13 protein-coding genes are annotated in these 14,461 nt (G+C 45.6%); 8 read left to right on the top strand and 5 right to left on the bottom strand.

Annotated elements, in window-relative coordinates; translation table 11 throughout:
• Positions 1 to 30 precede the first annotated feature (30 nt).
• The 4 genes from aceF to ampD all read right to left on the bottom strand — a co-directional run bounded on the left by aceF (position 31) and on the right by ampD (position 6,294).
• Positions 31 to 1,911: a pyruvate dehydrogenase complex dihydrolipoyllysine-residue acetyltransferase gene (gene aceF / locus OCU87_RS02055; protein ID WP_261857746.1), complete on the bottom strand. Its 1,881-nt coding sequence runs from the start codon at positions 1,909 to 1,911 to the stop codon at positions 31 to 33.
• 13 nt (positions 1,912 to 1,924) lie between these two features.
• The gene (gene aceE / locus OCU87_RS02050; protein ID WP_261857745.1) at positions 1,925 to 4,588 is read right to left on the bottom strand and encodes a pyruvate dehydrogenase (acetyl-transferring), homodimeric type; all 2,664 of its coding nucleotides are present in this window, start codon (positions 4,586 to 4,588) and stop codon (positions 1,925 to 1,927) included.
• An 81-nt stretch (positions 4,589 to 4,669) separates the two neighbouring features.
• Positions 4,670 to 5,443 carry a pyruvate dehydrogenase complex transcriptional repressor PdhR gene (gene pdhR / locus OCU87_RS02045; RefSeq protein WP_062689678.1) on the bottom strand — a complete coding sequence of 258 codons (774 nt, stop codon included), beginning with the start codon at positions 5,441 to 5,443 and terminating at the stop codon, positions 4,670 to 4,672.
• 284 nt (positions 5,444 to 5,727) lie between these two features.
• On the bottom strand, positions 5,728 to 6,294 hold the full coding sequence (ampD, locus tag OCU87_RS02040; RefSeq protein WP_062689676.1) for a 1,6-anhydro-N-acetylmuramyl-L-alanine amidase AmpD: 567 nt from the start codon (positions 6,292 to 6,294) through the stop codon (positions 5,728 to 5,730).
• Positions 6,295 to 6,506: 212 nt separating this feature from the next.
• Here ampD and nadC point away from each other — a divergent pair, with 212 nt between their 5' ends.
• The 8 genes from nadC to yacG all read left to right on the top strand — a co-directional run bounded on the left by nadC (position 6,507) and on the right by yacG (position 13,802).
• The gene (nadC, locus tag OCU87_RS02035; protein WP_261858338.1) at positions 6,507 to 7,406 is read left to right on the top strand and encodes a carboxylating nicotinate-nucleotide diphosphorylase; all 900 of its coding nucleotides are present in this window, start codon (positions 6,507 to 6,509) and stop codon (positions 7,404 to 7,406) included.
• A gap of 342 nt (positions 7,407 to 7,748) precedes the next feature.
• On the top strand, positions 7,749 to 8,198 hold the full coding sequence (locus OCU87_RS02030; protein ID WP_261857744.1) for a pilin: 450 nt from the start codon (positions 7,749 to 7,751) through the stop codon (positions 8,196 to 8,198).
• Positions 8,198 to 9,883, top strand: a complete 1,686-nt coding sequence (gene pilB, locus OCU87_RS02025; protein ID WP_261857743.1) for a type IV-A pilus assembly ATPase PilB — start codon at positions 8,198 to 8,200, stop codon at positions 9,881 to 9,883. The genes OCU87_RS02030 and pilB overlap by 1 nt, the downstream gene beginning before the upstream one ends.
• A gap of 72 nt (positions 9,884 to 9,955) precedes the next feature.
• A complete protein-coding gene (locus OCU87_RS02020; protein ID WP_261857742.1) occupies positions 9,956 to 11,176 on the top strand; it encodes a type II secretion system F family protein in 1,221 nt (406 codons plus the stop codon).
• Positions 11,177 to 11,295: 119 nt separating this feature from the next.
• Complete coding sequence (locus OCU87_RS02015; protein ID WP_094958507.1) at positions 11,296 to 12,198, top strand: prepilin peptidase; 903 nt, start codon at positions 11,296 to 11,298, stop codon at positions 12,196 to 12,198.
• Positions 12,199 to 12,200: 2 nt separating this feature from the next.
• Positions 12,201 to 12,806 (top strand): dephospho-CoA kinase, encoded by a 606-nt coding sequence (coaE, locus tag OCU87_RS02010; protein ID WP_062689669.1) that lies wholly within the window; start codon positions 12,201 to 12,203, stop codon positions 12,804 to 12,806.
• A 42-nt stretch (positions 12,807 to 12,848) separates the two neighbouring features.
• Positions 12,849 to 13,586, top strand: coding sequence for a cell division protein ZapD (zapD, locus tag OCU87_RS02005; RefSeq protein ID WP_094958512.1), 738 nt, complete (start codon positions 12,849 to 12,851; stop codon positions 13,584 to 13,586).
• Between the two features lie 9 nt (positions 13,587 to 13,595).
• On the top strand, positions 13,596 to 13,802 hold the full coding sequence (gene yacG / locus OCU87_RS02000) for a DNA gyrase inhibitor YacG (RefSeq protein WP_062689667.1): 207 nt from the start codon (positions 13,596 to 13,598) through the stop codon (positions 13,800 to 13,802).
• A 152-nt stretch (positions 13,803 to 13,954) separates the two neighbouring features.
• On the opposite strand, the gene mutT is transcribed toward yacG, so the two are convergent.
• Positions 13,955 to 14,362, bottom strand: a complete 408-nt coding sequence (mutT, locus tag OCU87_RS01995; protein ID WP_261857741.1) for an 8-oxo-dGTP diphosphatase MutT — start codon at positions 14,360 to 14,362, stop codon at positions 13,955 to 13,957.
• Positions 14,363 to 14,461 lie beyond the last annotated feature (99 nt).

Raw genomic sequence — 14,461 nt, 5'->3', positions numbered from 1 at the left:
ATTACAGGCATGGACGTTGCGATTGAAACCTTAAAGCACTAAACGGCGGATATCTGATAGACAGCCATTTAGGTAAGTAATGAAACGTGCACCTTCAGCACCATCGATCACACGGTGATCGTAAGATAGTGATAGAGGAAGCATTAGGCGAGGTTCGAAATCCTTGCCATTCCATACTGGTTTCATTTCAGACTTAGATACACCTAAGATACCCACTTCTGGTGCATTCACGATTGGCGTGAACGCAGTACCACCTAAGCCACCAAGGCTAGAGATAGTGAAACAGCCACCTTGCATATCAGATGCTGTTAGCTTGCCAGAACGTGCTTTCTTAGAAATAGCCATTAGCTCTTCAGAAAGCTCGTAAATACCTTTTTTGTTCACGTCTTTAAAGACAGGAACAACTAGGCCGTTTGGCGTATCAACAGCGATACCTACGTTCACGTATTTCTTAAGGATTAGGTTTTCACCGTCATCAGAAAGAGAAGAGTTAAACGCTGGGAATGCTTCTAGTGCTTTAGCAACCGCTTTCATGATGAACACAAGTGGTGTGATCTTCATGCCAGTATCTTTCTTCGCTTCGATTGCATTCTGCTCTTTACGGAATGCTTCTAACGCTGTGATATCTGCATTATCCCACTGTGTAACGTGCGGGATCATTACCCAGTTACGGTGCAGGTTAGCGCCAGAGATCTTCTTGATACGAGACAGTTTCTGAAGTTCAGTTTCACCAAACTTGCTGAAATCAACTTTTGGCCATGGTAGTAGACCAAGTGCAGAACCGTCGCCATTGCCTGCTGCAGCTGCACCAGACTCAAGACGCTTAAGTGCTTCTTTAACGAAGTTTTGAACATCTTCTTTTTGGATGCGGTTCTTACGGCCAGTACCTTTAACTTTCGCAAGGTTTACACCGAATTCACGTGCAAGACGACGAACAACTGGAGACGCGTGTGTGTACTCGTTGTTTGCTTCGAACTCGCCCGTTGCTGCTGGTGCTGCCGCTGCTTTCGCAGGTGCCGCCGCAGGAGCTGGAGCTGCTGCCGGAGCAGATGCTGCTGCAACTGGAGCAGGTGCTGCGCCCGCAACTTCAAAGACCATGATTAGTGAGCCAGTAGACACTTTGTCGCCAGCTGCAATCTTGATTTCTTTAATTGTACCTGCGAATGGTGCTGGAACTTCCATAGAAGCTTTGTCACCTTCAACAGTGATAAGAGATTGCTCTTCTTCCACTGTATCGCCAACAGCAACCATGATTTCAGTAACTTCTACTTCATCACCGCCGATGTCTGGTACGTTAACTTCTTTTGCTGCAGATGCTGCTGGAGCTGCCGCGACTGGCGCTTCAACTGCTGCTGGAGCAACAGGTGCACCAGAGCCAGCAACTTCAAAGATCATGACTAGAGAACCAGTAGATACTTTGTCGCCCGCTGCAATTTTAATTTCTTTTAGAACACCAGCGAAAGGTGCCGGTACTTCCATTGATGCTTTATCGCCTTCAACCGTAAGAAGAGATTGCTCTTCTTCGATGCTGTCGCCGATAGCTACCATGATTTCAGTAACTTCTACTTCGTCGCCACCGATATCCGGTACATGAACTTCTTTCAGTTCAGCTGCTGCTGCCGCTACTGGAGCTGCAACAGGTGCCGCCGCTTCAGCTACAGGAGCTGGTGCCGCTGCGCCTTCAGCTTCAAAGATCATGATAAGAGAGCCAGTAGAAACCGAGTCGCCTTCTGCGATTTTGATTTCTTTAACGATACCCGCCTGAGAGGCTGGTACTTCCATAGAAGCCTTGTCGCCTTCTACAGTGATCAGAGATTGCTCTTCTTCAACCTTGTCGCCAACGCTAACAAGAATCTCAGTTACTTCAACCTCATCCGCACCAATGTCAGGTACATTAATTTCGATTGCCATGTTTTATTGCCTCTTACGCGTATAGCGGGTTGATCTTGTCAGCGTCGATGTTGAATTTAGCAATTGCTTGTGCAACAACTGATTTTTCAATATCACCACGGTTAGCCAGTTCAGTCAGTGCAGCAACTACTACGTAGCCTGCGTTAACTTCGAAGTGACGACGTAGGTTCTCACGGCTGTCAGAACGACCGAAACCATCAGTACCAAGAACTTTGAAAGACTCAGACGGCATGAATGCACGTACTTGCTCTGCGTAGTTCTTCATGTAATCCGTCGCAGCGATTGCTGGCTCAGTACCCATCGCAGTTGTGATGTAAGGTACTTTCTTATCAGCTTCTGGGTGCAGCATGTTGTAACGCTCAGCATCTTGGCCGTCACGAGTAAGTTCATTGAATGAAGTTACAGAGTAAACGTCAGATGCAACACCGTAGTCGTCGCTTAGGATTTGAGCTGCTTTACGTACTTCATTCATGATAGTACCAGAGCTCATTAGCTGAACTTTCTTATCGCCTGCGTAAGATTCTAGCTTGTAGATACCCTTACGGATGCCTTCTTCAGCGCCTTCTGGCATTGCTGGCATTGCGTAGTTTTCGTTCATTACTGTTAGGTAGTAGTAAACGTTCTCTTGGTTCTCACCGTACATGCGACGGATACCGTCTTGCATGATAACCGCTAGCTCGTAAGCAAACGTTGGGTCGTAAGAGATACAGTTTGGAATTGTGTTCGCTAGAACATGAGAATGACCATCTTCATGTTGTAGACCTTCACCATTCAACGTTGTACGACCAGCAGTAGCACCCAATAGGAAGCCACGTGCTTGTTGGTCACCTGCTAGCCATGCCATGTCGCCAACACGTTGGAAACCGAACATTGAGTAGTAGATGTAGAATGGGATCATTGGTAGATCATTGGTGCTGTAAGACGTTGCTGCAGCAACCCAAGATGCCATTGAACCTAGTTCGTTGATACCTTCTTGCAGAACCTGACCTGAAGTCGCTTCTTTGTAGTAAGACACTACGCCGCGGTCTTCTGGTGTGTATTCTTGACCGTGTGGGTTGTAGATACCAACCTGACGGAATAGACCTTCCATACCGAATGTACGTGCTTCATCACAAATGATAGGAACAATGTTCTTACCAATATTCTTATCTTTAAGAAGGATGTTTAGCGTACGTACGTAAGCCATTGTGGTAGAGATATCACGCTTCTGCTCGCCAAGTAGCGGAGCAAATGCATCTAGCTCAGGCACTTTGAACTCTTGCGTAAATTTAGGAAGACGCTTAGGCGTGTAACCGTGTAGAGCATTACGACGAGCGTGCAGGTAGTTGTACTCTGCAGAACCTTCTTCCAACTTCAAGTATGGAAGAGACTTCATATCTTCATCAGATAGAATGTCTTGTAGGCCTAGACGATCGCGCAGGTGTTGAACATGAGTCATGTCCATTTTCTTCACACCGTGAGCAATGTTTTTACCTTCCGCTGCATCACCCATGCCGTAACCTTTAACAGTTTTAGCTAGGATCACAGTTGGCTTGCCGCCAGTTTCTTGTGCGTTGTTGAACGCAGCAAACAGCTTAGAAGACTCGTGACCACCACGCTTAAGCGCGAAGATTTCGTCATCAGTCATGTCTGCAACTAGTGCAGCTGTTTCTGGGTACTTGCCAAAGAAGTTCTCACGTACGTAAGCACCGTCTTTAGATTTGAATGTCTGGTAGTCACCATCGATAGTTTCGTTCATTAGCTGAAGAAGCTTACCAGTAGTGTCTTTCGCTAGTAGTGCATCCCAGTTGTTGCCCCAAACCACTTTAACCACATTCCAGCCAGCACCTTTAAATAGGCCTTCAAGCTCTTGAATGATCTTGCCGTTACCCATTACAGGGCCATCAAGACGTTGTAGGTTACAGTTGATTAGGAAACATAGGTTGTCTAGCTTCTCACGTGCAGCGAAAGAGATCGCACCGCGTGATTCTGGCTCATCCATCTCGCCATCACCTAGGAACGCGTAAACACGTTGCGCAGAGGTATCTTTCAAGCCACGACCGTTAAGGTACTTAAGGAAACGTGCTTGATAAATAGCAGAGATAGGGCCAAGACCCATAGATACTGTTGGGAACTGCCAGAATTCAGGCATCAGTTTAGGGTGTGGGTATGAAGGGATACCTTTACCATCAACTTCTTGACGGAAGTTATCTAGCTGCTCTTCAGTTAGACGACCTTCAACAAATGCGCGAGAATAGATACCTGGAGAGATGTGGCCCTGGTAGTAAACTAAATCGCCGCCATCTACTTCGTTTGGTGCACGGAAGAAGTGGTTGAAACATACTTCGTAGAATGCAGAAGCAGACTGGTAAGAAGCCATGTGGCCACCTAGGTCTAAATCTTTCTTAGAGGCACGTAGTACGATCATGATTGCGTTCCAACGGATGATGGAACGAATACGACGCTCAAGTGTTGTGTCACCTGGGTATGCAGGTTCTTGTGCTGCTGGAATCGTATTGATGTAGTTGGTAGTTACGCCTGTAGCCATATCTACGCCATCTAAACGTGCTTTATCTAGTACTTGCTCTAGCAGGTACTGTGCACGTTCTACACCTTCTTCACGAACGACTGATTCAAGAGCTTCTAGCCACTCTTGAGTTTCAAGTGCGTCAACGTCATTCTTCATGACTTCAGACATGCGATCTATCCTTTCGTTGATAATCTACAAAACTAACAATGTCGCGACTGTCTAATACCCTACGTTATAGTTATGAAGGTATTAATCCAGCCCGTCCTTGCGTTGTTGAATCCGACGAAGAGAGCGTTCACGTCTGCTATCTTCACGCGATAAATCCAACAGGGTTTCCTCGATGTAAGCCAAATGTGCATGCGATGCTTCACGAGCCAGAATCGGTTCGCCAGAAACGATCGCCTGCACAATATCGGCTCGATGTTTGCTCACCTTCATTACCACTTCAGGGCGGCGATTCAGGAGTTCAAAGTTTTGTAATACGTTTTGCTCTAGCATTGGGGCAAGGCTGCGAATGATGTGAAGCAATACCACGTTATGTGCAGATTCAGTCACTGCTATCAGGTATTGCATTACTGCCGATGCTTCGGCATTTAAATCGCCTTGCTGCTGAGCGTCTTGAATGCGTGCATGGCAGTCACGGATCCGAGTAAAATCTTCTTCATTACCACGCAATGCCGCATAGTAAGCCGCTAGTCCTTCAAGCGCATGGCGCGCTTCCAGCAAATCTAGCTGAGTTTCAGGGTGCGCCGCCAACAACTCTAACAATGGTTCCGAAAAGCTCTGCCATAGTTTTTCGGTTACAAATGTTCCCCCACCTTGACGGCGAGTAAGTAGCTTTTTAGCTTCTAGGCGCTGGATTGCTTCGCGAACAGACGGGCGTGACACATCAAATTGTTTTGCTAGCTCACGCTCAGGCGGCAATTGCTGCCCTGGGGATAAGGTTCCCTCAAGGATCAATCGCTCGAGCTCTTGCTCGATAGCGTCAGAAAGCTTAGGTTGACGGATGCGTTTATAAGTCATTTTTTCTTTATCGTTCTTATACTTAACCGCATTTCGGCCAGTCCGCTGCGTGGGTAATTGGTATTACCAATTTACGAATTAGTTGAAAGTTTACAGAATTTTTTTTAGATGTCCACTGGCAACTTGATTGAAATCATAGAACAAAGGGGGATTTAACAAAAATTTCAACTTATGAAAACTTATTAAGACAAATTAATTCACAGCTCGAAACAAATAACCGTGCGACTCAGCCATAAGATGTTTAAATGGTCAGACCAATTGCCTTTCATTTTCCAATCAAGTGATTAGCTTTTGTGGTCTGCTAACGTCGTTTTAAACGCATGCCAATCAAATGCCAATCCTGGGTCTGTTTTTCGCCCTGGAGCGATAAACTCATGACCAGTGATCCGTGAGGAGTCAATATGTGGGTAATAGTCCATAAGCACCCGAGATAACTCAGTGAGTGATACATACTGAGCTTGGGTATAAGGGAGGGTATCCGTGCCTTCCAGTTCGATGCCAATCGAGAAATCATTGCATCTTTCACGCTCAGCAAACTGGGAAACACCCGCATGCCAAGCACGACAATCTAGTGGTACAAACTGAATGATATCGCCATTTCGTCTAATTAAACAATGCGCAGACACGCGAAATGTTGAAATTAACTCAAAATAGGGATGTTCGTCAGGGTTAAGCTTGCCAGTAAACAGCTGCTCAATATAAGGTCCGCCAAATTGACCGGGCGGTAAACTGATATTGTGCACCACCAGCAGAGAAACCGCTTCACCTTGTGGACGGGAGTCATAAAAAGGGGATGGTACGTGTTTGATACCGCTAAGCCAGTGATCGGCTTGAATAGCTAACTGCTCCATTGAATAGATTCTCGCTCACTTATAACCAGGATATTTTATATAACAAGGGTATTTTAGTCGGAACAGCACCAAATCACACCTTCTGCTGAAAATGCTGCAACAGAGAACCAGTCGCGGTATGATCCATTACATAAAAGAGCCATGGCTCTTTCTATAACTTCACCCGCTCAGCCTACAGCCTCAACCATAGTGACGGATACAGCATGACCAAGATGGAACAAAATCACGATAGCCAAGCGCGTTTAGCCTACTTAAAACAGCAACTCCCACAAGAAATCAGCCGTGCAGTCACAGAAACGCTGCGTGAAGATTTGGGTGGCGAGGTTGGTGAGCCGATCAATCCCGAACATGATATTACCGCCAGTTTGATCCCTGCTGATAGCCAAGGTGTGGCAACCATCATCACCCGTGAACACGGTGTTTTTTGTGGTCAGCTTTGGGCTGATGAAGTGTTTGAGCAATTGGGTAGCCAAGTGACTATTGAATGGCATGTTCAAGATGGCGATACCGTCGAACCGAATCAAACCTTGTGTACTCTGTCTGGCCCATCGCGCATTCTGTTAACCGGTGAGCGTAATGCGATGAACTTCATCCAAACACTGTCAGGCTGTGCGACAACGGTGGCAACCTACGCCAAACAGCTTGAAGGCACCCATACTCGCCTACTCGATACCCGTAAAACCATTCCGGGTCTGCGTAGCGCACTGAAATATGCAGTGACTTGTGGTGGCGGTTACAACCACCGTATCGGGGTGTTCGACGCGTACTTAATCAAAGAAAACCACATTATTGCCTGTGGCGGCATTCAACAAGCCATCAGCACGGCAAAACAACTCAACCCTGGCAAGCCTGTTGAAGTTGAAACCGAAAGCTTAGCAGAACTGCAACAAGCGATTGATGCAGGTGCTGACATTATCATGCTCGATAATTTCACCACCGAGATGATGCGTGAGGCCGTGAAAATCAATGCAGGTCGCGCAGCATTAGAAAACTCAGGCAACGTAACGCTAGCGACGATTCGTGAGTTTGCCGAAACTGGCGTGGATTACATTTCTGTTGGTGCACTCACTAAGCATCTTAAGGCTATGGATTTGTCTATGCGCTTCCAATAAGGCGTTTCAAATAAGTCGCTTAAATATATTCGGTTCAAAACAGTTAAAGCAAAGGTATGGCCGACACTGGCCTTCATACCTAATACACACAGTATTGAATCTTAAAATATCTAAAGGAGAGCTTATGCTCTCCTTTTCTATATTTATCAATAAGATCTACACTCAGCAGGTATAACCAATTGCTCCAACCCAGCTCGAAGCACCTAGTGCAACAAATGTAATACCCCAACTATTTATTCAAACTGCGCCGCGCAAAGTATTCCTTTCGATTCCGTCACTTGTAGCCAACTTTTAATCTGGCTAAACAAATTACGAGGCCTTCGGGCATACAAGGATAGAAACATGAAAAAGATGCAAAAAGGTTTTACGCTGATTGAATTGATGATTGTAGTGGCAATTATCGGGATTTTGTCAGCGTTTGCAGTGCCCGCTTATCAGAATTACACCAAGCGAGCACACGCAAGTGAAATGCTAAATGCAACAGCCGCCTTTAAAACTGCCGTTGGTATCTGTTTGATTGATGGGAAACCCGATTGTACTAGTGGCGTTGGCGGTGTACCAGGTACACAACAGTTCCAGAAAAGTGCAACTGATGACTTTACTATTGATTCAACTGCGGCACAGGCAACACTAGGTACATCTACTGGTGCTATCGTTGCTACAGTTGTAGCGAAAGGATCTTTACCTGCTAGCGGTACTGTTACAGTAACACCAACCCTTTCTACCAACGGTGTTGTTTGGGCTGTAACTTGTGCTGGTGCCGGTAATGCTGATTGGTGTCCTGCAAGCTAATGCAAACTACACTTACTTCCGTGTTACATCAATCAGGTTTACTTAACCTGATGCAGCAACAAGAAGTCTGTAGTTTCGCCCACGCCGAGGGGATCTCGATCCCCTCGGCGTTGGTCGATCTTACTATACTGACCAGTGACGATTTAGCCCGTCAGCTTGAATCTATTTTCAGCATAGCTTTAACCGATATCCACCAATACGATTACCAAAGCTGTTGCGAAAATTTACGCCAGCGCGAAACAATCCTGCGCCATCGAGTTATCCCGCTAAAGCTAACTGAAACCACGTTATTTTTGGGCACCAGCGATCCAACCAATGTTGCCGCCCAAGATGAATTTCGTTTCGCTACAGGCAAGCAAATCGAGCCACTGCTACTTGATAATAAGCAATTAGAAAGTGCTATTCGCCGAATTTACGGCAGCAATGTCGGTGAAACCTCTCACCAACGCGGGATCAGCGAAGATGACTTGGATCAGCTGGTCGATCTGAGTGAGGGTGAAATTGAACAAGAGAATGATCTAAGCCAAGACACCGCACCTGTTACCCGCTATATCAACCAAGTGCTACTTGATGCGGTACGAAAGAAAGCCTCTGATATTCACTTTGAGCCATACGAAAAATTCTTTCGAATTCGTTTTCGTTGTGACGGTTTATTGCACCAGTATTCCACGCCAGCAGCACATCTATCTCGGCGGCTATCAACTCGCTTGAAAGTGATGTCAAAGCTCAACATAGCCGAGCGCCGTCAACCACAAGATGGGCGAATAAAACTCAAACTTAGCCCGACAGTTACAGTTGATCTTCGAGTATCGACTCTACCCACAATGTGGGGCGAAAAAGTGGTGCTACGGATCTTAGACAGCACCAGCGCCAGCTTAAACATTGATATTCTAGGTTATAACCAACAACAAAAAGCCGCTTACCTTGCAGCATTGCAACAACCGCAAGGGATGATTTTAATGACAGGGCCGACGGGGAGTGGCAAAACTGTCTCGCTTTATACTGGCCTTAAGATCCTCAATACCGATGAGCGTAATATTTCTACCGCCGAAGATCCGGTCGAAATTAACTTACCCGGCATTAATCAGGTTCACATCAATAACCAAGCCGGGCTTAGCTTTGCCGATGCGCTGCGATCATTCTTGCGCCAAGATCCCGATGTAGTAATGGTGGGGGAAATTCGTGATATCGAAACCGCCGCTATTGCGGTCAAAGCCGCCCAAACGGGCCACCTTGTTTTATCGACACTACACACAAACTCTGCCGCCGAAACCCTCACCCGTTTAACCAATATGGGGGTAGAAGATTTTAACTTAGCCTCATCACTTAGCCTGATTATTGCCCAGCGACTGGCACGCCGTTTATGCAGCAACTGTAAACAACCTCATTCTCTCGCAGCTATTCATCGCGCACGACTCTCCATCCCAGTTGATGCTGAACTTTTCCAAGCCAATGAACAAGGTTGTGATGATTGCAATAAAGGCTATGTTGGGCGAGTCGGTATTTATGAAGTCATGACCTTTAGCCGTGAACTGGCTGAAGCCTTAATGGCCAAAGCGACCACCCTGCAATTAGAAGCAATTGCCTGTCAACAAGGAATGCAAATCCTCAATCAAGCGGGAATAGAAAAGCTGTGTGAAGGCACAACCAGTTTAACGGAATTGCAGCGCGTCCTGCATTTTTAACCGAACTATAACCTTGACCATAACCCTGAGCATAACCCAGGCCATAATAAATACGATTACTTAGGACACAGCATGAAGCAAGTGAGCAAATTACGCTATTACCACTGGCGAGGGACCAATAGTTCAGGGAGAAAAGTCTCTGGTGTCATTGTCGGCTTTCAAGAGCAAGAAGCCCGTGAAAAACTGCTCGAACAGCGCATCCAAGTAAAGAAAATCAAACGCCGTAATCCATCAACATTCGCGCGAATGAAAAACAAGATGGAAGCCAGCGACGTCACTGCGGTCACTCGTCAATTAGCCACTATGATTGAATCTGGCGTGCCTGTGGTGCAATCACTAAAATTAATCGCAGAAAGTCATCAAAAGAGTGAAGTGCGAGCTACCCTGACTCAGGTTAATAAACAAGTCGAAGCAGGCGCTTCACTGTCAAAAGCACTGCATACCAGCTCGCCTTTATTTGACAATTTTTATTGTGATTTAATCGCAACAGGTGAAGAAACGGGGCATTTAGGACAAATATTTGAACGCCTTGCCACATACAGGGAAAAGCACGAGGCAATGCGCAAAAAAGTGATTAAAGCCATGATTTATCCAGGCATGGTGACCCTAACTGCCATTATCGTCACTGTGATGATGCTGGTGTTTGTGATCCCGCAATTTGCCGACATCTTCCATAGTTTTGGTGCGCAGTTACCTTGGTTTACTCGCCAGGTGATTAAGGCTTCAGATCTACTCACTTCCAATGGATTACTTATTTCAGTATCCTTAATTGCTGCGATCATCATATTCACTTTCAGTTATAAAAAGTCCCCTCGTATTCAACTTACCGTCAGTCGGTGGAGCTTACGCTTTCCCATTCTGGGCACCGTGTTTATGAAAGCCACCATTGCGCGATTTGCTCGAACGCTCGCCACCACCTTTACCGCGGGTATTCCCTTGCTATCAGGGCTGCAATCCGCGGGAAAAACAGCAGGGAACTTACATATTCAGCGAGCGGTCGAACAAGCCCATACCGCCGCGGCTGCTGGCATGCCTCTGTATCTGTCTTTACGCCAATGCAATGAGTTTCCCGAACTGATGCTACAAATGGTCATGATCGGCGAAGAATCTGGTTCATTGGATGACATGCTCAATAAGATTGCCAGTTTATATGAGAGCGATGTCGATAATACGGTCGATAACCTAGGTAAAATCATTGAGCCTTTGATCATTATTATCCTTGGTGGGCTCATCGGTGGACTATTAGTAGCTATGTATATGCCAATATTCACCCTGATGAGTGTTATGGGCTAACGCCTTCGCTAACACTTTCGACCTAACTTGCGAGTATATTGATGCTAACGCCTTGAATACTCGCGATCCTCCTCGCGTTCACGTTACAATAACCTCATAGATTGACTAGAGATTTCATCATGGAACTGCTGACTTATTACCCTTGGCTTTACCCTGCATTCGCCGCCCTTTTCGGCTTATTAATCGGCAGCTTCTTAAATGTGGTGATTTACCGTTTACCCATCATGATGGAACGTGAGTGGAAACGTGACTGTATTGACTGTTTCCCTGAGTTTCAACAAGGTGATGGTACTGGTGAAGAAAAAGACAAAACAGCGGAAAAACAACCGGCATTCAACCTGAGTGTACCGCGCTCACGCTGCCCAAACTGTAGCGAGCTCATTACGGCGAAAGATAATATTCCGATATTCAGTTGGTTGTGGCTAAAAGGCCGCTGCCGCCACTGCCAGCACCCTATCAGTGCACGCTATCCTTTAGTGGAATTACTCACAGCCGCATTGACAGCAACGGTGGCCTTACTGCTACCACCATCAGAATGGTCGATCGCAGTGATCTTTTTCACTTTCACTTTAATCGCATTAACTTTTATCGATATCGATAAAATGCTGCTACCTGATCAACTCACCCTGCCACTCATGTGGGCAGGCTTAATGCTGGCGGTGTTAGGAATAAGTCCGGTTTCCATTGAAGACGCCCTGATTGGCGCCATGTTTGGTTATCTGTCACTTTGGAGTTTGTACTGGTGCTTTAAGCTACTGACCGGTAAGGAAGGGATGGGATACGGTGATTTCAAGCTACTTGCGGCACTTGGTGCATGGTTAGGTTGGCAATCATTACCCTTTGTGATCTTACTATCTTCGTTAATTGGTGCAATCTGTGGCATTATCTTAATGAAAATTCAGAAATCAGATACCCAAGCACCATTCTCCTTTGGCCCTTACCTAGCAATGGCGGGTTGGGTCAGCATGCTGTGGGGAACCCAGATTATTGATTGGTATCTGACAAGCTACTTAGGACTGTAAAAATGACGATGGTTGTAGGCCTTACCGGTGGCATTGGCAGTGGTAAAACCACAGTTGCAAATCTATTTGCCCAATATGGTATTGATCTTATTGATGCAGATGTAATTGCACGTGAAGTTGTTGAACCTGGCAGCGAAGGGTTAATTGCCATTGAACTAAAACTTGGTGCTGACATCTTACTGACAGACGGCCAATTAAACCGTAGTAAGTTAAGAGAGTTAATTTTCTCTCAACCACGATTAAAAAGCTGGTTAGATGAACTGTTACACCCCTTAATTCGTCAACGCATGCTGACGAAAATAGATAATAGCCAATCAGCCTATTGCTTACTGGTTATTCCGCTAATGGTTGAGAATAACTTACAGTCTTTAGCTCACCGTTTATTGGTCGTAGATGTAGAAGAGTCCGTGCAAATTGAACGTACTTTACAGCGCGATCTCGTTAGCGAAGAGCAAGTAAAAAACATATTGGCCGCGCAAGCCTCAAGGAAAGAGCGCAACGCCGCAGCCGATGACATTATTAGTAATAATGGTGATAGCAGCGCCTTACCCGATAAAGTGGCGCAATTGCATCATCACTATCTCGAATTGAGCCAACGTTACCAATAACGCTTTAATACGTTATGGATAACTCAGCAGATGACCGACCTTATGCAGACAAATAATTTTGAACATCCGCTCAACGAAAAAGTGCGAATTTACCTGCGACTGGAATACCTCATTCGCCAGATGCAGTCTTCTTGCCAAAAAACGGATCACTGGCAACACCAAATATTCTTTCGAGCACTGTTTGATTTATTAGAGATCCTAGAGCAAATTCAGCTTAAAGCAGAGTTAGCGAAAGATTTGACCCACCAAGCGAGCAAGCTTAAGCGTTGGCTAGATGTACCAGGGGTTGACCAACAAGCCCTTTTAACGCTACTGGATAAACTCGAGCTAATGCAACGCCAGCTGATGACAGCATCACGTTTAGGTCAAGAATTACGTAACGATCGCTTTCTTTGTGGGATCAAGCAACGCTTTTCAATCCCGGGTGGTAGTTGCTGCTTTGATTTACCCGCACTGCACCATTGGCTGCATTTACCCTTGGTACACAAGCAAAGCGATATGACCAATTGGCTAGAGGCAATATCTGAGATATCCAATGCTTTACTGCTTTGGTTACGCCTAACGCGTGAACAAGGTCAATTTCAACCGCAGGTCGCTCGTGGTGGGTTCTTTCAGCACGATGCCGATGATGCATGTTTATTGCGCATTCAAATTTGCCCGAGCTACGGTGTATACCCTATGATATCAGGGCATCGTAATCGCTTTTCGATCCGCTTCATCCCATTTGAGGATGGTGCACCGATTGCCGATACCATTGAATTTAAACTTGCTATTTGCTGAGGTCAGCCCGTGTCACAACCAAGCGCACCGACAATTGTTAAATGTCCATCTTGTAAAGCAGATGTAGAATGGAATGAAAAAAGTGCCTATCGTCCATTTTGCTCTAAGCGTTGCCAATTAATTGATTTAGGTGAATGGGCAGAAGAAGAAAAAGCTATTCCTGGTGCACCAGATTTATCAGACTCTGATGGCTGGTCAGAAGATATGAACTATTAATTATCGATTAAGATACGTAAAAAAAGGCGCATGATGCGCCTTTTCTTTTAGCTGAAATTGACATCAAGCGAGTACATTAACGACGAAAGCTACAACATCGCTCTCGGTAATTTTAACCAACAAGAGTCATCAACTACTTATATAACGCAGTATTAGCTCATTACACGCAGCTGCAACTTATCAAGTACAACAGCATTGGCTTCAGGGAAATCATTAGGATTCAATGCAGAAATATCAACCCATTTACCCGGCTGACCTTCTTTGCCATAAGCATCACCAACAAAATCCGTCACCAAAAAGAAATCAAACTTAAGCGACTTATCAGGGTAATCATGAGCCAAAGAAAGAAAATGCACTAACTCAGTCACATCGATCCCCACCTCTTCATGAAGCTCACGGATCACTGCTTGCTCAGCCGTTTCATTCTGCTCTACTTTTCCGCCAGCAAATTCCCAGAATCCACCTTGATGGGCTTTAGCCGCACGCTGAGTAATAAACACTTTATCTTGTTGAGCATTAAGAATGATCCCTGCCGAGATCCATAGTTGTTGCTTATCCATTCTGACTTCTCTTTGTTCCATTGCTCTCTTCTCTAGCTGAAGATCGCTATTTTATATTTATAAAAAAGGCCGCATCAGCGACCTTTTCTTTTTAGTGAG

This window comes from Photobacterium sanguinicancri (genome assembly GCF_024346675.1).
Lineage (GTDB): Bacteria > Pseudomonadota > Gammaproteobacteria > Enterobacterales > Vibrionaceae > Photobacterium > Photobacterium sanguinicancri.
This window is presented reverse-complemented; position numbering and strand designations above follow the sequence as displayed.

What these genes read in the sequence shown, in the direction of transcription:
- aceF (WP_261857746.1), bottom strand. Translation starts at nt 1,911, where the DNA reads ATGGCAATCGAAATTAATGTACCTGACATTGGTGCGGATGAGGTTGAA.
- aceE (WP_261857745.1), bottom strand. Translation starts at nt 4,588, where the DNA reads ATGTCTGAAGTCATGAAGAATGACGTTGACGCACTTGAAACTCAAGAG.
- pdhR (WP_062689678.1), bottom strand. Translation starts at nt 5,443, where the DNA reads ATGACTTATAAACGCATCCGTCAACCTAAGCTTTCTGACGCTATCGAG.
- ampD (WP_062689676.1), bottom strand. Translation starts at nt 6,294, where the DNA reads ATGGAGCAGTTAGCTATTCAAGCCGATCACTGGCTTAGCGGTATCAAA.
- nadC (WP_261858338.1), top strand. Translation starts at nt 6,507, where the DNA reads ATGGAACAAAATCACGATAGCCAAGCGCGTTTAGCCTACTTAAAACAG.
- OCU87_RS02030 (WP_261857744.1), top strand. Translation starts at nt 7,749, where the DNA reads ATGAAAAAGATGCAAAAAGGTTTTACGCTGATTGAATTGATGATTGTA.
- pilB (WP_261857743.1), top strand. Translation starts at nt 8,198, where the DNA reads ATGCAAACTACACTTACTTCCGTGTTACATCAATCAGGTTTACTTAAC.
- OCU87_RS02020 (WP_261857742.1), top strand. Translation starts at nt 9,956, where the DNA reads ATGAAGCAAGTGAGCAAATTACGCTATTACCACTGGCGAGGGACCAAT.
- OCU87_RS02015 (WP_094958507.1), top strand. Translation starts at nt 11,296, where the DNA reads ATGGAACTGCTGACTTATTACCCTTGGCTTTACCCTGCATTCGCCGCC.
- coaE (WP_062689669.1), top strand. Translation starts at nt 12,201, where the DNA reads ATGACGATGGTTGTAGGCCTTACCGGTGGCATTGGCAGTGGTAAAACC.
- zapD (WP_094958512.1), top strand. Translation starts at nt 12,849, where the DNA reads ATGCAGACAAATAATTTTGAACATCCGCTCAACGAAAAAGTGCGAATT.
- mutT (WP_261857741.1), bottom strand. Translation starts at nt 14,362, where the DNA reads ATGGATAAGCAACAACTATGGATCTCGGCAGGGATCATTCTTAATGCT.